Raw genomic sequence first — 19,788 nt, forward strand, 5'->3', positions numbered from 1 at the left:
TGCCATCCGCTAGGAGATGATGATGTCCGTGAGCACCGACGACGACAAAGACACCGGCAAGAAATCCGCCGCCGCCGCCGCCGCCGCCGCCGCCGACGCCGCCGACCCCGCTGCGGAGTCGGAGTCGGAGACCGCCGAGACCGAATCCGCCGAGACTGCCGGCGAACCCGTGGACGACGACTCGGACCCCGCCGAGCCGGTCACCGCCCGCGGACGACGGCGTCGGTTGCTGACTACACTGGTGGCGGCGGCGTTGGTCACACTCCTGGCTGTCGCCGGGTTCCTCGGTTGGCAACTGTGGCAGGAGCGCGAGGTAACCCGGGCGAGCGAGCAGGCCCAGCAGGCGGCCGTCGAATACGCACAGGTCTTGACGAGTATCGACTCGGCGAAGGTGGACGAGAACTTCGACGCCGTGCTCGACGGCGCCACCGGCGAGTTCAAGGACATGTACTCGCAGTCCAGCACCGAGTTGCGGCAGCTGCTGATCGACAACAAGGCGTCCGCGCACGGGGTCGTGCTGGAATCAGCGGTCCAGTCGGCATCCAAGGACAAGGTAGTGGTGCTGCTGTTCGTCGATCAGTCGGTCTCCAACACCAACGTGCCGGACCCGCGTATCGACCGCAGCCGCATCAAGATGACCATGGAGGACGTCGACGGCCGTTGGCGCGCAAGCAAAGTCGAGCTGCCCTGATGTTCCGCCGGTTCATCTGCAGTAGTGCTGTCGCGGTGGTGGCCGCGGCCGTGTTGGCCACCGCATCGCCGGTGTCTGCGTCAGCTCCCTCGTTCTGTGATGAGCTGGGCGGTCAGTGGGACGGGCAATTCTGTACGACTTCGGTGGTGTCGGAGCGAAAAGCGACCCGGGACATCAAGATGGCGCTGCCCGGTGATCTCGTGGAGAACCCCGTAATTCGGGCGTACCTGACCAACCTGATGAACAACTGGCGCAATGCGGCGAAGAAGATGGTCCAGAACAGCTTCGGAGAGCAGCACTTCCAGATTTTTCATCGGGGCGAAGCGATGACGGTCGTCTTCCACGAGATGTACTCGGGTACGGTCGGTACCGACGCACTGGCCCATCCGAACGCACCCATCGTCAGTGACGCCTACCGCACCTTCACGTTCGCCGGAGGGCGGCAGTTGCAACTGGCCGATCTGTTCAAACCCGGCGTCGACCACCTGGCCGAGATCCCGCGCCTGGGTGCGCCGTTCATCGTCGCTGCCCTCGACGCCGCACCGCCGCCGCACCAGCCCGGCACCTACCCGTTCACGCCGGACCGCTGGACCCCGGACAAGGTGTACTCAGGGGCGTACAAGGCGTGGGCGCTGACGCCCGATGAGCTGGTGATCTACATGCCGGACTACCCCGTGGGCCGGGACCGCCCGACGGACTTCACGCCGGGGCTCATGCAGTGGTCGATGGACGGGGGCACCGTGCAGGCCCACATCCCGCTCGCGGCGTTGGCGCCGATCCTGCGGCCAGAATTCGGCGGCGTGTAGTGATGTTTCGCGCGATGGCGGGTGTGGCCGCGGTATTGGCCGGGCTCGTGATCTGCGCGCCGGTGGGCCGTGCTGAACCCGCCCCGACGTTGCCGGTGTTCACCCCGTACCCGTCGAACTGGCAACCCGATTACAGCCAGTTTCCGTACAACCTCTGGCAGATGCGCGTGACGCCGCAGCAGATCACCGCGCAACGGGAATCCTGCCAGTGGATCAACGCGCAGTACGACCAGTTGATGAGCCAGGTCTACGGTTTCCAGCACTTCCTCGCCGAGCAGGGCGACTACTGGACGCGGCCGGGCGTCAGCGAAGCCGGGGACACGGTCGCGGCGAACCTCGACCAGTCGGCGGCATTCCTGGACCCGCGCGCGCACACGTTGTTCATCGTCAATTATCCGGATCAGAGCGAGTATTCGCCGCTGTTCCACGGTGACTCGATCTACCGGCTTTGGTACCAGTTCACCCAGATCAGCGACAAGATCAAGCAGCGGCTGCCCTCGGGTGTCATCAACGCCAACATCGCGACGGCGAACGTCTACGGCTCGGTGATCCGCAATTCCGGAGTCTGCAGGGGCGCATGAGCAACGGCCGACCGCCCCAACCGTTGACATGTTGACACAAATCGCTAGTCTTTGTGTCAACGACAATGCCGGGAGGCGCCATGGTCGCGATCGCCACGGAGTCCGTCGACTCCACGCTCAGCTCCGACAGCAATGTCCGCCCGAAGATGATCCACGAATTCCGCAAGCATTCCGGCAGCGTGCTGGGTGGGCTGTTCGGTGCCGCAGCGTTCGACGAGGTGGCCCTGGTGCCGGTCGCCGCGGCCGTCGACAAGACCGGCCGGTTCGCCTCCAACTTCGCCGATCGCGGTGTGCGCAGCGGCTTTTCGGCGCTGCTGGCGATCTGGGGTGACGCGACCGACCGCGAAGCGGAGGGGCAGCGCCTCAAGACCATGCATCGCGAGGTCCATGGCCACGGCACAGGGGAGTTCTCCGATGTCCGCTACAGCGCGCTGGATCCCCGGCTGTGGAACTGGATCGCGGTCAGCGGGCTGCTTCTCGTGATGAACTCGTTCACCCCGTGTACCGGGCACACGCTGAACGACGACGAGCGTGAGGTCGCCTATCAGCAACTCCTGGAGGGCTTCCGGTCCCTGGAGTTGCCCGGCAAGAGCGCGAAGTTTCCCGCCAGCTACGCCGAGGCCGTCGCCTACTACGACGAGATGGTCGACACCGAGCTCGCGTCGAATCCGTTCCTGCGCCGCGTCACCCAAGATCTGACCAAGCTGCCGTTGCCCACGCTGGTGCTGCCGCCCGCGCTGCGGGTGGCGCTGACGCCGGGCTGGATGGCGCTGCGGCCGTTGGCCGGTCGGGTGGTCAAGGTGTGCTCATTCGGCATTCTGCATCCCGGTATCCGGGAGATGACGGGCTTCCGGTGGGAGTCCCGCCACGACCGCGAGTTCGCGGTGTACACGCGCCTGCTGCAGCTGGCATGGCGCACGCTTCCCGACCGCGTCTTGCTGATCCCGTTGGCGCGCAACCGGATCGAATACGAGAAGCTGGTCCGGCTGCATCGGTCGGTGGCGCTGGATTCGTTCGCGCCGCCGGCCGGCCGGTGCCCGGTGGGCTAGGCCGATGCGACGGGCACGCAACACCGACAGCCCCACCGAGCAGGAGTCGGCGATCCTGAAGGCCGCGGCCGAGGAGGTCGCGCTGGTCGGGGTCGGCCGGCTCAGCATGGACGTCGTCGCACGCCAGGCGGGCGTCAGCCGCAGCACGCTGTACCGGCGCTTTCCCAGCCGAGACGCGCTGATCACCGAACTGGGCCGCCAGACGTTCGAGTTCGCGATGGCGCGGCTGCAGACCGTCGCGATCGACGACGGTCCACAGCAGGCCGCGGTCGCCGCGTTCCGCGAAGGCGTCCGGCTGCTCACCGGCGAACCGGTGATGCGCCGCTTCCTGCAGCTCGACGGCGAGTTCACCGCGACGACGGAGATGGTCGCCGAGGCCCGGCTCTTCCTGGTCAGCGCCGCGACGGCGATGGCCAAGGCGCTGCGCGCCGCCGGCGCGACGATGCCCGACAGTGAGCTGCTGGCGGTCGCCGAGGTCCACATCCGTCTCGCGGCGTCGCTGGTGCAGGTGAACACCGACGTGCTCGACGTGACCGACGACGAGGCCGTCGCGCGGTACGCCCGGACCTACCTCGCGCCGCTGGTGCGCTGAGCCGGGGCAAACCAGCGAATCCGGCAAGCGGCAGCGGCTCGCGTGGCACGCTTCTGGGCATGGCCGAGCTGACCGAACCCCGATTCCTGGACGAACGACTTGCCCACTGGGCGACCGTCAATCCCGACGGTGAAGCAATGGACTACCTCGAGCGGTCCTGGACGTGGTCGCAGTGGAACGACCGCGTCCGCAGGCTGGCCGGAGCGCTGACCGAACGCGGGATCTCGCGCGGGGACGTCGTCGCGTTCCTCGACAAGAACCACCCCGCGTGTGTCGAGCTCACCTTCGCCGCGGCGTCGCTCGGCGCGGCGACCGCGATCGTGAACTGCCGTCTGGCGCCCGACGAACTGGACTACGTGCTCAACGACTCAGGGGCCAAGCTGCTCATCGTCGGTGAGGAGTTCACGGGGTCGATCGACAAGATCCGCGACAAGCTGGGCCGGGTCGAGCACGTCATTTCGGTCAAGCCCGACGGCGACGACGAGTACGAGGCGATGCTGGAGGCGTCCTCGCCGGTCGACCGTGCCGACGACGTCGAACCCGGCGACGTCTGCATCATCATGTACTCGTCGGGCACCACCGGCCGGCCCAAGGGCGTGGAGCTCACCCAGGCCAACATCATCGCCCACACCGTCAACGCCCACGAAGGCTTCGAGTTCGACGAGGGCGACAAGAACATGGTGTCGATGCCGCTGTTCCACGTCGGCGGATCGTCCTACGTACAGTTCGGGATTCACGACGGCTTCCCGAGCGTGATGACCCGCGACGTCGACGGCACGACGCTGGCGGGCGCGATCCTCAAGGGCGCCAACCGCACGTTCCTGGTGCCGGCGGTGCTGGCCAAGGTGCTCGACGCCGGCGAGGACGCCGTCAAGCTGTTCGGGTCGCTCAAGACCTTCGCCTACGGGGCGTCGCCCATGCCGCTGCCGTTGCTGCGTCAGGCGCTGGAGGCCTGGCCCAACACCGATTTCATGCAGGCCTACGGTCTGACCGAGCTGTGCGGGGTGATCAGCCACCTGCTGCCCGAGGCGCACCGCGACCCGGGCCGGGAGGAGCGGCTGTCCAGCGCGGGCACCCTGGTGCCCAATGCGGAGTTGCGGGTGGTCGACCCGGACACCCTCAAGGACGTCCCGACCGGTGAGCAGGGCGAATTGTGGTTCCGTTCACCGCAATTGATGAAGGGTTACCACAACAAGCCGGAGGCGACCGCGGAGTCGATCACCGAGGACGGGTGGTTCCGCACCGGCGATGTGGGCCGCGTCGACGACGGCGGCTACATCTTCGTCGAGGACCGGCTCAAGGACATGATCATCTCGGGCGGGGAGAACATCTACTCCATCGAGGTCGAGCGGGTGCTCGCCGAGCACGACGCCGTGGTCGAGGTCGCGGTGATCGGGGTGCCCGACGACAAGTGGGGTGAGGTCGTCAAGGCTGTCGTCGTGATCGAGGGGGAGACCTCGGAGTCCGAGCTGATCGCGTTCGCCCGCGAGCGGCTGGCCGCCTACAAGTGCCCGAAGTCCGTCGACATCACCGATGAGCTGCCGCGCAACCCCACCGGAAAGATCCTCAAGAAGGAGCTGCGCAAGCCGCACTGGGACGGCCGCGACCGCGCCACCGTCTAGATCGGCGTGCCGGAGACCCTCGTCACCCGGTGTTTCCGGGACATGACCATCCTGAAACCCGTGTGTAACGTGGCTGGTGCGGCGTCCATTTCCGGATGCCGGCGGACGAGGGAGCAGTACCCGCACAGACAAGACTGACTCGCAGGAGGGTCTTGTGGCGTGGCTGATACTCGTCGCCAGTGGCTTCCTCGAGGCCGTCTGGGCGACCGCGCTCGGCATGTCGAACGGTTTCCGGCGCTGGCGCCCGACGGTGGTGTTCGCCGTCGCGATGCCCGCCAGTCTCGCGGGTCTGGCGTACGCGATGACCGAGGTGCCGACCGGCACCGCCTACGCGGTGTGGGTCGGCATCGGCGCCACGCTGACGGTGGTGTGGGCGATCGTCACCAAGAAGGAAGCCGCCACCACGGCGAGGGTTCTGCTGCTGTGCCTGTTGGTCGGCAGCGTCGTCGGACTGAAGGCGGTGAGCTGACGTGGCGTGGTTCGTGCTGATCGTGAGTGCGGTCCTCGAAGCGGTGTGGGCGACGGCGCTCGGCAGAGCCGACGGCTTCACCGCGCCGGGCCCGACGGTGGTGTTCCTCGTCGCGATGCTGGCGAGCCTCGGCGGTCTCGGCTGGGCGACCAAGCACATCCCGATCGGCACGGCGTACGCCGTGTGGACCGGTCTCGGCGCCGCGCTGACGGTGGGCTACGCGATGCTCAGCGGCGACGAGCACGCCTCGCTGGGCAAGGCCGTGTTCCTCACCGGCATCATCGCCGCGGTGGCGGGCCTCAAAGTCTTGCCGAGCAGCACCCCGGACAGGGAGTCGGCGAAGCGCTGACGGACCATGGAACCGTGGCCGACCTCGCCGACATCCTCGACCGTCTGCATGTCGTCGCGTTGCCGATGCGGGTGCGGTTCCGCGGCATCACCACTCGTGAGGTGGCGCTGATCGACGGCCCCGCCGGGTGGGGCGAGTTCGGGCCGTTCCTGGAGTACGAGCCGCCCGAGGCCGCGCACTGGCTGGCATCGGGCGTCGCCGCGGCCTACCGGCCGATGCCCGAGGTGAGACGCGCCCGGATCCCGATCAACGCGACCGTGCCCGCCGTCGCCGCCGACGCGGTCCCCGATGTGTTGGCCCGGTTCCCCGGCGCGCGCACGGCCAAGGTCAAGGTCGCCGAGCCCGGCCAGACGCTCGCCGACGACGTCGCCCGGGTGAACGCGGTGCGTGCGGCGGGGCTCACCGCGCGCGTCGACGCCAATGGCGGCTGGACCGTCGAGCAGGCCGTCGCGGCCGCGCAGGCACTCACGGCCGACGGTGCGCTCGAATACCTGGAACAACCCTGTCGCACGGTGCCCGAGCTGGCCGAGGTCCGACGCCGGGTCGACGTCCCCGTCGCCGCCGACGAGAGCATTCGCAAGGCCGACGACCCGCTGCACGTCGTGCGTTCCGGGGCGGCCGACGTCGCCGTGCTCAAGGTGGCGCCGCTGGGCGGCGTGCAGACGATGCTCGACATCGCCGCGCAGATCGACATCCCGGTCGTCGTGTCCAGCGCCCTGGACACCGCGGTCGGCATCGGGGCGGGGCTCGTCGCGGCGGGGTGTCTGCCGCGGCTGGAGCACGCGTGCGGACTGGGTACCGGGAGCCTGTTCGTCGACGACGTCGCCGAACCGCGCACGCCGGTCGACGGCTACCTGCCCGCAGCGGCGGTGACCCCGGATCCGGCGCGGATCACGGCTCTGGCCGCTTCGGAGGACCGCCGGCAGTGGTGGATCGACCGCGTCCGGGCCTGCTATCCGCTGATGTCCTGATCTGTGGGGACCATGTCCTGGACGCCATCGTCGCCGTCCCCAACACTGAGTGCATGACGCGCACGGTCCTGATCGTCGGCTTCGCCGGGGTGCAGGCGCTCGACATCGTCGGGCCGTTCGACGTGTTCACCGGTGCGTCCGTGGCCGCCACCGCCCGGGGCGGCGACGGGTACGCGGTGACGGTGGTCTCGGTCGGTGGTGACCCGGTGAGCACCGGGACCGGCCTGACGCTGGCGGCTGAACCGCTGCCCGACCCCGGTCACCCGATCGACACCCTGGTGCTGCCCGGCGGTTTCGGCGCCGACGCCGCGCGCAGGGACGACGTGCTGATCGACTGGATCGCCGCCATCGCTCCGCACGCCCGCCGGGTGGTCAGCGTGTGCAGCGGGGCCGTGCTGGCCGCGCAGGCCGGGCTGCTCGACGGCTGCGTCGCCACCACCCACTGGGCCTACGCGCCGCACATGGCCGCCGAATTCCCCTCGGTGACAGTCGATCCCGACCCGATTTTCGTGCGCAGCTCGGAGAAGGTGTGGACCGCGGCCGGCGTGACCGCGGGCATCGACCTGGCGCTGTCGCTGGTCGAGGACGATCACGGCACCGAGCTCGCCCAGACCGTCGCCCGCCACCTGGTGATGTATCTGCGCCGGCCGGGCGGGCAGACGCAGTTCGCCGCCCCGGTGTGGATGCCGCGGGCCCGGCGCAGCCCGATCCGCGACGTGCAGGAGGTCATCGAGTCCGAACCCGGTGCCGTGCACAGCATTTCCGAACTGGCGCGCCGCGCGGCCATGAGTACCCGGCACTTCACTCGGGTGTTCACCGACGAGGTCGGGGAGGCACCGGGTGCCTACGTCGAACGTGTCCGCACCGAAGCGGCTCGCCGTCAACTCGAGGAGACCGACGACACGGTGACGGTGATCGCCGCGCGGTGCGGCTTCGGCTCGGCCGAGACGCTGCGCCGCAGTTTCGTCCGCCGTCTCGGCGTCTCGCCGGATCAGTACCGCAAGACATTCGCCTGACACAGAAGGAGTTTCACGATGCAGGTCGCGATCATGCTCTACCCGGGCTTCACCGCCCTGGACTTCATCGGCCCGTACGAGAGCCTGCGTTGGCTGCCCGACACCGAGGTCAGGTTCGTCTGGCACGAGCCCGGGCCGATCGCCGCCGACTCCCACGTGCTGCTCGTCGGCGCCACGCACTCGTTCGACGAGACACCGTCGCCGGACGTCGTCCTGATCCCGGGTGGTTTCGCGACGATGGAGCACGCGCGCGACGAGGTGGTTCTGGCGTGGGTGCGCCGCGCGCACGAGACGTCGACGTGGACGACGTCGGTGTGTTCGGGTTCGGTGATCCTGGCCGCCGCGGGGGTGCTCGACGGTAAGCGGGCGACGTCGCACTGGGCGGCGCTACCTGTGCTCAAGACCCTCGGCGCGCAACCTGTCGGCGATCAGCGCATCGTCGAGGCTGACCCGAAGACCGTCACCGCGGCCGGAGTCTCGGCGGGTATCGACCTCGGGTTGTGGTTGGCCGGTCGCATCGCCGGCGAGGAGAAGGCCAAGGCCATTCAGCTGTCCATGGAGTACGACCCGCAGCCGCCGTTCGATTCGGGCCACATGTCGAAGGCGTCCGCGGGCACCAAGGCCCTGGCCACCGCGATGATGGGCCGGGAGATGGTCCGGCCCGCCGCGCTCGCCGCGTCGAGCGGTCTGCTCTGGGACGCCGCGTTGAAGCGAATCCGGCGCGCAAAACGACGTCAGGGGTCGCTCAGCGCGCCGTAATCGCCGCGCGAATGACGGCGATCACGCGCTCGGGGTACTCGGTGAGGTCGAGCCAGGTGAACCGCAGCACCTGCCAGTCGCGCAGCACGATCGCGTTCTGGCGCTCACGGTCGATCTGGAATGCGTGTGCGCCGCTGTGGAACGCGTACCCGTCGACCTCGAGGGCGACCTTCGGACCCGGAAACCCCACGTCGACGCGGTAACCCGCGACCCGATAGTTCGGTTTCCAGCCGGTGATGTCCGCCTCGCGCAGGAGCTTGTGCAGCAGCCGTTCGGCGTGTGAGCGCGCACCGCCGGACGCCGTCTCTAGCAGCTGACGTGCACGCGGTGCCCCCGTTCGGCCCTTGTTGCGCAGATGAGACCACCACAGGCTGTTGAGGGTGACGTGTCGTTGTAACGCGTTGTCCATCAACTTCATACCGCCGCGGGACTGCACGGAGGCCTCGACGACGGTCAGTGGCATCGCGGTCACGCGGACCCCGCGCAGCTCCACGATGTCGACCGGATCGAGGTCTCGGCGCCGCACTCGGCTGTCCGGGTGCCGGCGACCGTGGCTGTCCCGGGGAACCGTCACTTCGAGCACTTCGGGGGTGAACTGCGTCAATCCGTGCCACCGGGCGGCGGTCAGCCCGCTTGCTGCTGCGTGCGCTCCGTAGCCCCAGACCGTCGACCGGATCCGCGCCTCGTCGGTGAACAGTCGGTCATCGGCGAAGTAGACCCCACGCGCGCAGCGCCGCCACTGTCCCGAGTTGACCCGACGTTGCACGGAGCGCCGACTCAGGCCCGATGCACGTGCCTGGGCGAGGGTGATCACCCCGTCCTGACGCCGAAGATAGTCGTTGATCATGTCGAAAGGACGCGCCCGGCCGACCCCACGGTTCCGTCCCCCGCGGATTCGGCGCGAAATGCGACGCCCAGGGTGCATAAGCGCGCCCGATTCGCCCGAGTACCGTCTTCGGGGTGAATTTGGCATACGACGACCGCGGCTCCGGGGATCCGGTCCTGTTCATCGCAGGTCGCGGCGGTGCGGGGCGCACCTGGCATCTGCATCAGGTGCCGGTCTTCACCCGGGCCGGTTACCGATGTGTGACGTTCGACAACCGTGGAATCGGCGCCACCGAGAATGCCGAGGGCTTCACGACCGAGACGATGATCGGTGACACCGCGGCGCTGATCGAGCAGCTCGACCTCGCGCCGGTGCGCATCGTCGCGGTGTCGATGGGCTCGTTCATCGCCCAGGAACTGATGGTGGCCCGCCCTGAACTGGTGCACTCGGCGGTCCTGATGGCGACCCGCGGGCGACATGACCGCACCCGCGAGTTCTTCTGGCGGGGCGAGCACGCGCTGGCTTCCTCCGGCCTCGATCTTCCACCCGAATTCGACGCCAAAGTCCGCCTCCTGGAGAGCTTTTCACCCAAGACGCTGAACGACGACAACGCGGTCCGGGACTGGATCGACATGTTCACGATGTGGCCGCAGAAGCCGACGCCGGGCATCCGCACGCATCTGTCCATCTCACCGCAGGACAACAGGCTGGCGGCCTACCAGAACGTCACCACACCGGCGCTGGTGATCGGGTTCGGCGACGACGTGGTGCTGCCGCCGCACCTGGGCCGGGAGGTCGCCAACGCACTGCCCAACGGGCGGTTCGTGGAGATCCCGGACACCGGGCATCTGGGCTTCATCGAGAAGCCCGAGGTCGTCAACACCGCGATCCTCAATTTCTTCGCCGATACCCTGTAATGGTGAATCCCTCGACGGCGCAGGCCCGCGTGGTCGTCGACGAACTCGTCCGCGGCGGCGTGCGCGACGTGGTGCTGTGCCCCGGGTCGCGCAACGCGCCGCTGGCCTTCGCGCTGCACGACGCCGACCGCGCCGGACGGCTGCGCCTGCACGTGCGCATCGACGAGCGCACCGCGGGCTTCCTCGCGATCGGTCTCGCGGTCGCTGAGCGGGCGCCGGTCTGCGTGGCGATGACGTCGGGCACGGCGGTGGCCAACCTCGGCCCCGCGGTGGTGGAGGCCAACTACGCGCGGGTGCCGTTGATCGTGCTGACCGCCAACCGGCCCTACGAGCTGCTGGGCACCGGCGCCAACCAGACTTTCGAGCAGCTCGGCTATTTCGGCACCCAGGTGCGGGAGAGCATCAGCCTCGGCCTGGCCGGGGATCACGCCGACATGGGCTCGCTGAACGCGCAGTGGCGTTCGGCAACGTGCCGGGTTCTGGTGGCCGCCAAGGGTTCTCGTTCGGCCAACGCCGGGCCGGTGCAGTTCGACATCCCGCTGCGGGAGCCGCTGGTGCCCGACGCCGACGACGGTTCGGCGTATGCGCCCGAGGGACGTCCCGGCGGCAAGGAGTGGACGTACACGCCGGCGGTGACGTTCGATCAGCCGCTGGAGATCGACCTCACCCCCGACACCGTGGTCATCGCCGGCCACGGCGCCGGGGTGCATCCGAACCTCGCGCACCTGCCGACGGTCGCCGAGCCGACCGCCCCCTACGCCCAGACGCCGTTGCATCCGTTGGCGCTCAGCCTGATTCGGCCCCGTCAGGTCATCATGCTGGGCCGGCCCACGCTGCACCGGCCGGTGTCGACGCTGCTCGCCGATCCGGCGGTCCCGGTGTTCGCGCTGACGACGGGTCCGCGCTGGCCCGACGTGTCGGGCAACTCGCAGGCGACCGGCACCAGGGCCGTCACCTCCGGTGCCGCGTCGCCGGAGTGGTTGCGTCGCTGCGCGGAGGTGAACCGGCACGCCGTGGAGGCGGTCCGCGGCCAGCTCGCGGCGCATCCGCTGACGACCGGTCTGCATGTCGCGGCGGTCGTCGCCGACGCGGTGGGCCCCGGTGACCAGTTGGTGCTGGGGGCGTCGAATCCGGTGCGCGACATCGCCCTGGTCGGCTTCAACACCGCGGATGTCAAGGTCCGGTCCAACCGTGGGGTCGCCGGCATCGACGGGACGGTGTCGACGGCCATCGGCGCCGCGCTGGCCCACGAGCGCGCCACCGGCGGTCGCACGGTCGCGCTGATCGGGGACCTGACGTTCGTGCACGACAGCTCGGGGCTGCTGGTGGGGCCGACGGAGCCGACGCCGCGCAAGCTCACCATCGTGGTGTCCAACGACAACGGCGGCGGAATCTTCGAGCTGCTTGAGCAGGGCGACCCGCGGTTCTCCGATGTGTCGTCACGGATTTTCGGCACCCCGCACGACGTCGACGTCGGAGCGCTGTGCCGGGCCTATCACGTCGAGAGCACACAGATCGAGGCCGGTGAGCTCGCGACGGCCCTCGCCGAGGATTTCGACGGTATGCGGGTGCTGGAGGTCAAGGCCGACCGGTCGTCGCTGCGGGCGCTGCACGCGTCGATCAAGGCGAGCCTGTGACGGCAACCGACGTGCTGGACCGCGGCAGGGCCCGGTGGCGCGCGGTGCGTCCGTACCTGACCGCGTTCCTGTTCGGCGCGGGCGGAGATACCCGCCGCGCCACGGTGTTCCGCCGCATCAGGATCGGCATCATCGTGCTGGCGTGCCTGGTGACGCTGCAGTCGGTGCTGCTGGTCCTGGGTGCGTGGCGCAACGACCGGCAGATCGAGCGTCATCTCGGTGTCGCCGAGGCGACGGTGCTCGATGCCGGTCCGCGACGGTCCACCATCGAGTTCGTCACCCCCGACCGGATCACCTATCGGCCCGAGCTCGGGGTGCTGTACCCGTCGGAGCTCGAGAACGGCATGCGCATCTACGTCGAATACGACGTGAACAACCCGGATCTGGTGCGTGTGCAGCACCGCAACGCGGCGCTGGCGATCATTCCGGCGGGGTCGATCGCGGTGGTCGGGTGGTTAGTCGCCGCGGCGGCACTGGGCGCGACCGCGCTGATCGAGCGGCGCACGCAGCGTCCTGTGTCCGCCTAGGACTTCACCAGGTCGGCGAGCCAGCTGCTGTCGGCGATGTCGAGCTTCTCGGCGGCGTTGAGGTCGTACACCGTGGGGGTGCCGGTGGTGATCTGGTCGACCTCGAACAGCATCTCGAAGTTGTGGTCCTCCATGTCGACCAGGTCGACGGCCTCCGATCCGCCGGCGACACGGTCGGCGACGGGGCCGGGCAGACCGGCGTCGTCGGCCATGCGGCGTAGTTCGTCGGCGGCGAACGGCTGGCCGCCCGGGTCCTGATTGACCCAGAGTTGTTCGACGAACCGCTGGAACTGTGTCCCGTTCGCGGGGAACTCGCCCTTGGCCTCGGTGGCTGCGAACAACGCGTTGGCCACGGTGGCCGAGTACCCGTCGTAGGAGTCGTCCAGGAAGGTCAGCGGACGGTACACGACCTGGAGGTCGCCGACGGTGATGTGGTAGGCCAGCTCGTCGCCGTATTCGCGCTGCAGGTCACCGCAATGCGTGCACTGCGGTTCGGTGTAGATCTCGATCTTGGCGGGTGCGGTGTCGAACCCGGCGACGACACCGAAGCCGTCCTCGGCCACAGCCAGCGGGACCGGCGCCGGATCTGCGCGCGGGGTGCCGGTGACGGCCCTGGAGCAGCCCGGTCCGACCAGCAGTCCGAGCGCGGCGATCAGGGCCAGCGGACGAGAGAAACGCATACCACCATCCTCGCTGCGGCGTTGACGACGGGCACGCTTTTCGACGACGTGCCCCGGTCATGTCCCACCCGCATTTCGTGTGACATATCCCTGCGCGCAACCTCGCCGACAGGTGCCCATGTCATCGTCGCGGTGTGCGCGTTGCAATCGTCGCAGAATCGTTCCTCCCGAATGTCAACGGTGTCACCAACTCGGTGCTGCGGGTCATCGAGCATCTCCGCCGCACCGGACACGAAGCGCTCGTCATCGCGCCGGACACCCCGCGCGGTGAGCCGCCCGCGGACAGGGTGTACGACGGGGTGCGGGTGCACCGGGTGCCGTCGGCGATGTTCCCGAAGGTCACCTCGCTGCCGCTGGGTGTCCCGCGGCCCCGGATGGTCGGTGTGCTGCGTGGTTTCGATCCCGACGTGGTGCACCTGGCCTCGCCGGCGTTGCTCGGCTGGGGCGGGGTGCACGCCGCGCGTCACCTCGGCGTCCCGACCGTCGCGGTGTTCCAGACCGACGTGGCCGGATTCGCGCAGAGCTACGGCATCGGCATGATGTCCCGCGCGTCCTGGGCCTGGACTCGGCGGCTGCACAGCAAGGCCGACCGCACTCTGGCGCCTTCCACCTCGGCCATGGAAAACCTTGCTGCTCATGGAATCCCGCGCGTGCACAAGTGGGCGCGCGGGGTGGACGTGACGGGCTTCGCGCCGTCTGCGCGCGACCAGCGGCTCCGGCAGTCGTGGTCGCCGCAGGGTAAGCCGATCGTCGGTTTCGTCGGGCGGCTGGCGCCGGAGAAGCATGTCGAACGGCTGGCGCCGCTGCATGCCCGAGACGACATCCAGCTCGTCATCGTCGGCGATGGCGTCGACCGGGCCCGTCTCGAATCCGCGTTTCCCCGTGCGGTTTTCACCGGCGCCCTGTACGGTCCGGAACTCGCGGCGGCCTACGCCAGCATGGACGTGTTCGTCCACGGCGGGGAGCACGAAACGTTCTGTCAGGCCGTCCAGGAGGCGATGGCGTCGGGTCTGCCGGTCATCGCCCCGGACGCGGGCGGCCCCCGCGACCTCGTCGCGCCGTACCGCAGCGGGCTGCTGCTCCCGGTCGCCGAATTCGAGGACAGGCTCTCGGAGTCCGTCGACCATCTCGTCGTCGAGCGTCGCCGCTATTCGCAGGCGGCGCGCCGGAGTGTGCTGGGTCGGACGTGGCCGGTGATCTGCGACGAGCTGGTCGGGCATTACGAGGCCGTGGTCGGTGCCCGTGCGCTGCGCGCGGCGTAGTCAACTCGGGGGCACTCGGGCCCGCGGGTAGGTTCGTCGGTGTGGATCCCGATCGCAAAGTCGACGCCGGAATGCTGGCAGGCGTCTCCGAAACCGCCCTGCTGACGCTGAACGGTCGTGCCTACCAGGCACGCCACCCGAACGCGATCCTCGACGATCCGATGGCGATCCGGGTCGTCGACTCCATCGATTTCGACTTCGACAAGTTCGGCCGGCGCAAGGGTCAGGAGATGGCGTTGCGGTCGCTGGCCTTCGACCGTGCCGCCACGGCGTATCTGGCGAAGCATCCGAAAGCGACTGTCGTCGCGCTCGCCGAAGGTCTGCAGACCTCGTTCTGGCGGCTCGACGCCGCGCTGCCGACAGCGGAATTCCGTTGGCTGACCGTCGACTTCGAACCGATCATCGAACTGAGGCGACGACTGCTGCCGGAGTCTGCGCGCATCACCACGCTGGCGCAGTCGGCGCTGGACTACAGCTGGATGGACGCCGTCGACACCACGCACGGGGTGTTCATCACCGCCGAGGGTCTGCTGATGTATCTGCAGCCCGAGGAGTCGATGGGCCTGATCACCGAGTGCGCGGCGCGGTTCCCCGGCGCGCAGATGATCTTCGATCTGCCGCCGGTGATGGTGAAGAAGTTCGCGCCGAAGGGGGTGCGCTCGTCGTCGCGCTACCGGGTGCCTCCGATGCCGTTCAGCCTGTCGGCGGCAGAACTGGCCGACCTGGTGCACACCGTGCCCGGCGTCCGCGCCGTGCACGACCTGCCGATGCCGCAGGGCCGCGGCTTCTTCTTCGAGAAGGTGTTCCCGGCGTTCTGGGGATTGAAGGCGACGAAGAACTACCGCGGCGCCTACACGCTGCTGGAGTTCGGCTGAGCGCCCGGGCCTCGCAGCCCGAGGAGCGCCGACCCGTCTGCCTGATACGTTCGGCAACGTGAACCGCGCCTCGCTGGAGAAGAACCCGCACGAGGTGGCGTCGATGTTCGACGGTGTCGCACGACGCTACGACCTGACCAACACCGTGCTGTCGTTGGGGCAGGACCGGTTCTGGCGACGCGCCACCCGGGAGGCACTGCAGCTGAGCCCCGCGGACAAGGTGCTGGATCTGGCAGCCGGAACCGCGGTGTCGACCGTCGAGCTGGCGAGCTCGGGCGCGTGGTGCGTGGCGGCCGATTTCTCTGTCGGCATGCTGGCCGCGGGCGCCTCGCGCCGGGTGCCGAAGGTCGCCGGTGATGCGACGCGGCTGCCGTTCGACGACGGTGTGTTCGACGCGGTGACGATCAGCTTCGGCCTGCGCAATGTCGTCGACTTCTCGGCGGGGCTGCGCGAGATGGCGCGGGTGACGCGGCCGGGCGGGCGGCTGGTGGTGTGCGAGTTCTCGACGCCGACCAACGGGCTGTTCTCGACGGTGTACAAGGAGTACCTGATGAAGGCGCTGCCGGCGATGGCCACGGCGGTGTCGTCCAACCCGGACGCGTATGTGTATCTGGCCGAGTCGATCAGGGCCTGGCCCGATCAGCGTGCGCTGGCCCGGCGTATCGAGGCGGCGGGCTGGTCGGATGTGCGATGGCGCAACCTGACCGGCGGCATCGTCGCACTGCACGCCGCCACCAAACCCTGAGAGCCCCATCCCTTGCACCGCGAGCGCGCGGGTCTGCACGCAGACACGCCGCGCGCCGCGGTCCTGCACGCGCGCTCGCGGAGAGCGAAATCGCCCTCCGTGCCCATACCGCGGGGCTACCGTCAGCTCATGCTTCTCGGACGTCATGCTGATCCGGAATCCACTCTCGGCACCGACCCCCGCGCGGACCCGCGCATGGTGGAGGCGTTCGCCGGCTTCGGTCTCGACGGCAGGTTCCCGTCGAGCGGACTGACCGTCGATTCGCCGATCGACCAGCGCCACGCCTTCGCCGCGATGAGCGAGCAGGCCGTCGGCGCCGTTTTCGACGCCCTCGCCGGGAGTCTCCCGCAGCCGCCCGGTGTCGAGACCACGACGTCGACGATCCCGGGACCCGACGGCAACGACATCATCGTCTACGTCAGCCGGCCCGCGGGGGCGTCGACGGTATTGCCGGGCATCGTGCATCTGCACGGCGGTGGGATGGCGATCGCGAGTGCCGCCGACGCGCCGTACATGAGACTGCGTGAGCATCTCGCGGCAACCGGACTGGTGGTTATCGGCGTCGAATTCCGTAACAGCGCAGGGAAACTGGGGCCGCATCCGTATCCGGCGGGGCTCGGCGACTGCGCTGCCGCGGCGCGGTGGGTCAGCGCGGAGCGGGCCGAACTCGGCGTCAGTCACATCGTGGTGTCCGGGGAGTCGGGTGGCGGAAACCTGACATTGACGTTGGCGCACAGGGCGAAACGTGAAGGATGGATCGGCGACATCGCCGGGTTCTATGCGCAGTGCCCGTACATCTCCAACCGGTGGATGGACACCTGTGAGGACCTGCCGTCGTTGGAGGAGAACGACGGCTACTTCATCAGCCGGGAGCAGCTGGCGCTGCTCGGTTCGCTCTACGACCCGGACGGAGCGTACTCGCAGGACCCGACCTGCTGGGCGTCGGCAGCGACCGACGAAGACCTCAAAGATCTTCCGCCGCATGTGATTTCGGTCAACGAGCTCGATCCGCTGCGGGACGAGGGTTTGCAGTACTACCGCAGGTTGCTGCGTGCCGGCGTGCCCGCCGTCGGTCGGGTGGTGGCGGGAACGTGCCACGGTGGTGACCTGCTGTGCGGGACGGCGATGCCGGATGTGTTCGCCGCCAGCATCAACGATGTGAGCGGCTTCGCCAAGAGTCTGGGGGTCCTCAGGGGGCCTGGGTGAACCGTGCCGCCTCGGCGGCCAACTCTGCTGAGACGCAGACGTCGTAGCGGCGTGCTTCGAGTGACTTGACGCTGTCGAAGTCCCGCTCGCCTCCGGTGGCGATATGAGCGACGAAGCCGAACACCCCTCCCCAGAACGAACCGATCACCAAAGCGGTCAGCATCGTCACGATCCACACGGGCCCGACGGTGAAGATCGCCAGCAGCAGTCCGATGAACAACCCGAACCAGGCCCCGCTGGCAGCACCTGCGAACGCCGCCCTGCCCTTGGTCATCCGCCCGACGACGCGTTCGACCGTGCGCAATTCGTCGCCGATGATGCGCACGTGCTCGACGGGGAAGCCGCCGTCCGACATCCGGTCGACCAACCGCTGTGCGTCGGCGTAGTTGTCGAACGAGGCGACGACTTGCCGAGGGGCAGGTTTGGGGTCGCCTTGCTGCTGGTGGGGTCCACTCAGGTTCGTCACTGCTACCTCCGGGTTGAACATTGGTGCCGGGTGGGTGTCTGCGTTCAGGCTACGAGATCGTCTCCTGGTCGGTGCGAAAGGTGTTCCATATTCGAGTCGATTCCTCGCCGACACGGTCGTCGTGGATCTGTTGGAAGTTCCGACCGCCGCGGCCGAAGGTGGCGACAACGGCTGTCGGACAACGGGATTCGGTCAAGGGGGCGTCGAGCCACCGACACGGACGCACGTGGACCAGGTCGACCCCCTCGCCGTCGGAGTCGTAGAAGTACGGTCCCTCGATGCGGCCCAGCCGGTACCGGCCGTCGGGGTCGCGACTCCAGACGAACGACCCGTCGGGCACGTCGGCGAACCGATCCACCCGCCGTGCCAGCCTCTCGGGGTCGCCGAATCTGCCGAATCCGCACAGCCCCAACGACTGCGCGCGGTCGAAAGTCCGGCCGAAAGGCACGTCGTCGCTGCGCGACCGCATCGGCGCGCGATACACGAGGGTCACGCGAACGGGCGGCGCTCGTCGATCCGGCGCGACAGCCTGCCCGCGCCGCGCCAGACCCGCGCCACCGCGTCCTCGTCCTCGTCGGTCACGAAGTTGCCCATCACCCGCACCGCGATCTTCATCAGCGTCGAGGACCGCATCGCCACCGGTCCGGCCACCGGAAGGAACCGCGGGAACGTCAGCAGCAGCGCCAGCCGCCGCGCCACCGAGAACCCGCGGGCATAGTGCTCGTGCAGCAGCGCGGGCCACGAGGCCTCGAAGGACCCTGTGCCCAGCAGCGACACCGCCAGCCGTCCGGTCTCCAGCCCGTAGTCGATGCCTTCGCCGTTGAGCGGATTCACACACGCGGCGGCATCGCCGGTCAGCATCCAGTTCGGCCCCGCGACGCGCGACACCGCGCCGCCCATCGGCAGCAGCGCCGACAGCGGTGCGCGCGGGTCGCCCTCGAAACCCCACTCGGCGCGCCGCAGACCCGTGTAGTAGTTCAGCAGCGGTCGCAGGGCCGCGTCGGCCGGACGCTTCGAGGTGGCCAGCGCGCCGACGCCGATGTTCACCTCACCGTTGCCCAACGGGAAGATCCACCCGTACCCGGGCAGCACCTCGCCGGCGGGGGAGCGCAGTTCCAGGTGCGAGGTGATCCACTCCTCGTCGCTGCGCGGCGTGCCGATGTAGCCGCGGATCGCGACGCCGTAGACGGTCTCCTTGTGCCACTGCCGGCCGAGCGTGCGCCCGAGTGTCGACCTCGCCCCGTCGGCGACGATCAGCGACGAACACCGCACCAGCTCGCCGGAGTCCAGCACCACGCCGGTCACCCGGCCCGTGGAGTCCCGCTCCACGTCGACGGCCTTGACGCCGAGCTTCATCTTCGCGCCGTCGTCGACGGCCACCAGTCGGATCCGCTCATCGAGTTCGGTGCGCGGCACGGCGCTGCTGGTCGGCGGGAACGACGGCCCGGGCCAGGGCACCTCGACGTCGGAGCCGAAACCCGACATCCGCAGTCCGCGGTGCGCGATACGCCCGTCCAGCCACGACCGCAGACCCAGCCGATCCAGTTCGGCGACGGCGCGCGGGGTCAATCCGTCGCCACAGGCCTTGTCGCGGGGGAACTGCGCGGAGTCGATGACGAGCACGTCGCGACCCGACCGCGCGGCCCACGCCGCGGCCGACGAGCCCGCCGGTCCTGCCCCGATGACCACCACATCGGCACCAGAAGAGCCCCGGATCGCTCCGACCGCCGGTGTGTCCATGT

The 19,788-nt window shown here is 69.0% G+C and carries 23 protein-coding genes and 1 riboswitch; of the genes, 18 read left to right on the forward strand and 5 right to left on the reverse strand.

From position 1 onward, the window contains the following. Positions 1-22: 22 nt before the first annotated feature. The 11 genes from DYE23_RS04310 (at position 23) to DYE23_RS04360 (ending at position 8,905) form a co-directional block, all read left to right on the forward strand. Positions 23-691, forward strand: a complete 669-nt coding sequence (locus DYE23_RS04310; protein ID WP_115328858.1) for an Rv1363c family protein — start codon at positions 23-25, stop codon at positions 689-691. Further along, on the forward strand, positions 691-1,497 hold the full coding sequence (locus DYE23_RS04315) for a mannan-binding family protein (RefSeq protein WP_115326578.1): 807 nt from the start codon (positions 691-693) through the stop codon (positions 1,495-1,497). The genes DYE23_RS04310 and DYE23_RS04315 overlap by 1 nt, the downstream gene beginning before the upstream one ends. A 2-nt stretch (positions 1,498-1,499) precedes the next feature. Continuing rightward, positions 1,500-2,078 carry a hypothetical protein gene (locus tag DYE23_RS04320; RefSeq protein ID WP_013470667.1) on the forward strand — a complete coding sequence of 193 codons (579 nt, stop codon included), beginning with the start codon at positions 1,500-1,502 and terminating at the stop codon, positions 2,076-2,078. 80 nt (positions 2,079-2,158) lie between these two features. Beyond that, positions 2,159-3,127 (forward strand): oxygenase MpaB family protein, encoded by a 969-nt coding sequence (locus DYE23_RS04325; RefSeq protein ID WP_099962447.1) that lies wholly within the window; start codon positions 2,159-2,161, stop codon positions 3,125-3,127. Positions 3,128-3,131: 4 nt separating this feature from the next. Then, positions 3,132-3,719, forward strand: coding sequence for a TetR/AcrR family transcriptional regulator (locus tag DYE23_RS04330; RefSeq protein ID WP_011896092.1), 588 nt, complete (start codon positions 3,132-3,134; stop codon positions 3,717-3,719). Between the two features lie 59 nt (positions 3,720-3,778). After that, a complete protein-coding gene (locus DYE23_RS04335; protein ID WP_115326579.1) occupies positions 3,779-5,341 on the forward strand; it encodes a long-chain-fatty-acid--CoA ligase in 1,563 nt (520 codons plus the stop codon). 77 nt (positions 5,342-5,418) lie between these two features. Beyond that, positions 5,419-5,485, forward strand: a riboswitch (guanidine-III (ykkC-III) riboswitch). 10 nt (positions 5,486-5,495) lie between these two features. Further along, entirely contained in the window at positions 5,496-5,810 is a 315-nt protein-coding gene (locus DYE23_RS04340) for a DMT family transporter (RefSeq protein WP_013470670.1), read from the forward strand. 1 nt (position 5,811) lies between these two features. Then, positions 5,812-6,159: a DMT family transporter gene (locus DYE23_RS04345; RefSeq protein ID WP_011896089.1), complete on the forward strand. Its 348-nt coding sequence runs from the start codon at positions 5,812-5,814 to the stop codon at positions 6,157-6,159. 14 nt (positions 6,160-6,173) lie between these two features. Then, positions 6,174-7,130, forward strand: coding sequence for an o-succinylbenzoate synthase (locus DYE23_RS04350; RefSeq protein ID WP_115326580.1), 957 nt, complete (start codon positions 6,174-6,176; stop codon positions 7,128-7,130). Between the two features lie 53 nt (positions 7,131-7,183). Next, complete coding sequence (locus tag DYE23_RS04355) at positions 7,184-8,146, forward strand: GlxA family transcriptional regulator (RefSeq protein WP_115326581.1); 963 nt, start codon at positions 7,184-7,186, stop codon at positions 8,144-8,146. 18 nt (positions 8,147-8,164) lie between these two features. Beyond that, complete coding sequence (locus DYE23_RS04360) at positions 8,165-8,905, forward strand: DJ-1/PfpI family protein (RefSeq protein ID WP_115326582.1); 741 nt, start codon at positions 8,165-8,167, stop codon at positions 8,903-8,905. On the opposite strand, the gene DYE23_RS04365 is transcribed toward DYE23_RS04360, so the two are convergent. After that, positions 8,892-9,752: a PDDEXK-like endonuclease domain-containing protein gene (locus tag DYE23_RS04365; protein WP_115326583.1), complete on the reverse strand. Its 861-nt coding sequence runs from the start codon at positions 9,750-9,752 to the stop codon at positions 8,892-8,894. The two genes, DYE23_RS04360 and DYE23_RS04365, sit on opposite strands and share 14 nt — an antisense overlap. Before the next feature lie 113 nt (positions 9,753-9,865). Here DYE23_RS04365 and DYE23_RS04370 point away from each other — a divergent pair, with 113 nt between their 5' ends. The 3 genes from DYE23_RS04370 to DYE23_RS04380 are packed head-to-tail and all read left to right on the forward strand — an operon-like array spanning position 9,866 to position 12,812. Next, on the forward strand, positions 9,866-10,648 hold the full coding sequence (locus tag DYE23_RS04370) for an alpha/beta fold hydrolase (RefSeq protein ID WP_115326584.1): 783 nt from the start codon (positions 9,866-9,868) through the stop codon (positions 10,646-10,648). A 2-nt stretch (positions 10,649-10,650) separates the two neighbouring features. Then, positions 10,651-12,285 (forward strand): 2-succinyl-5-enolpyruvyl-6-hydroxy-3-cyclohexene-1-carboxylic-acid synthase, encoded by a 1,635-nt coding sequence (gene menD, locus DYE23_RS04375; RefSeq protein ID WP_172527703.1) that lies wholly within the window; start codon positions 10,651-10,653, stop codon positions 12,283-12,285. Next, complete coding sequence (locus tag DYE23_RS04380) at positions 12,282-12,812, forward strand: DUF3592 domain-containing protein (protein ID WP_115326586.1); 531 nt, start codon at positions 12,282-12,284, stop codon at positions 12,810-12,812. The genes menD and DYE23_RS04380 overlap by 4 nt, the downstream gene beginning before the upstream one ends. Here the strand turns inward: DYE23_RS04380 and DYE23_RS04385 are convergent. Next, entirely contained in the window at positions 12,809-13,492 is a 684-nt protein-coding gene (locus DYE23_RS04385; RefSeq protein ID WP_115326587.1) for a DsbA family protein, read from the reverse strand. The genes DYE23_RS04380 and DYE23_RS04385 overlap by 4 nt on opposite strands. A gap of 134 nt (positions 13,493-13,626) precedes the next feature. Here DYE23_RS04385 and DYE23_RS04390 point away from each other — a divergent pair, with 134 nt between their 5' ends. The 4 genes from DYE23_RS04390 to DYE23_RS04405 all read left to right on the forward strand — a co-directional run bounded on the left by DYE23_RS04390 (position 13,627) and on the right by DYE23_RS04405 (position 17,580). Further along, positions 13,627-14,754, forward strand: a complete 1,128-nt coding sequence (locus tag DYE23_RS04390) for a glycosyltransferase family 4 protein (RefSeq protein ID WP_011896080.1) — start codon at positions 13,627-13,629, stop codon at positions 14,752-14,754. A 71-nt stretch (positions 14,755-14,825) separates the two neighbouring features. Continuing rightward, positions 14,826-15,629, forward strand: a complete 804-nt coding sequence (locus DYE23_RS04395; RefSeq protein ID WP_011896079.1) for a class I SAM-dependent methyltransferase — start codon at positions 14,826-14,828, stop codon at positions 15,627-15,629. Between the two features lie 58 nt (positions 15,630-15,687). Next, on the forward strand, positions 15,688-16,374 hold the full coding sequence (locus tag DYE23_RS04400; protein ID WP_011896078.1) for a demethylmenaquinone methyltransferase: 687 nt from the start codon (positions 15,688-15,690) through the stop codon (positions 16,372-16,374). A gap of 129 nt (positions 16,375-16,503) precedes the next feature. Next, on the forward strand, positions 16,504-17,580 hold the full coding sequence (locus DYE23_RS04405) for an alpha/beta hydrolase fold domain-containing protein (protein WP_115326588.1): 1,077 nt from the start codon (positions 16,504-16,506) through the stop codon (positions 17,578-17,580). Here DYE23_RS04405 and DYE23_RS04410 read toward each other — a convergent pair. Genes DYE23_RS04410 through menJ form a run of 3 tightly spaced genes read right to left on the reverse strand, consistent with a single transcriptional unit; the run spans position 17,564 to position 19,786 of the window. Next, on the reverse strand, positions 17,564-18,046 hold the full coding sequence (locus tag DYE23_RS04410) for a YflT domain-containing protein (RefSeq protein WP_115328859.1): 483 nt from the start codon (positions 18,044-18,046) through the stop codon (positions 17,564-17,566). The two genes, DYE23_RS04405 and DYE23_RS04410, sit on opposite strands and share 17 nt — an antisense overlap. A 49-nt stretch (positions 18,047-18,095) precedes the next feature. After that, entirely contained in the window at positions 18,096-18,539 is a 444-nt protein-coding gene (locus DYE23_RS04415) for a GAF domain-containing protein (protein WP_115326589.1), read from the reverse strand. Continuing rightward, positions 18,536-19,786: a menaquinone reductase MenJ gene (gene menJ, locus DYE23_RS04420; RefSeq protein WP_115326590.1), complete on the reverse strand. Its 1,251-nt coding sequence runs from the start codon at positions 19,784-19,786 to the stop codon at positions 18,536-18,538. Before menJ ends, DYE23_RS04415 begins: the two co-directional genes overlap by 4 nt. Positions 19,787-19,788: the final 2 nt, after the last annotated feature.

It is taken from the genome of Mycolicibacterium gilvum, from assembly GCF_900454025.1.
Classification (GTDB): Bacteria; Actinomycetota; Actinomycetes; order Mycobacteriales; family Mycobacteriaceae; genus Mycobacterium; species Mycobacterium gilvum.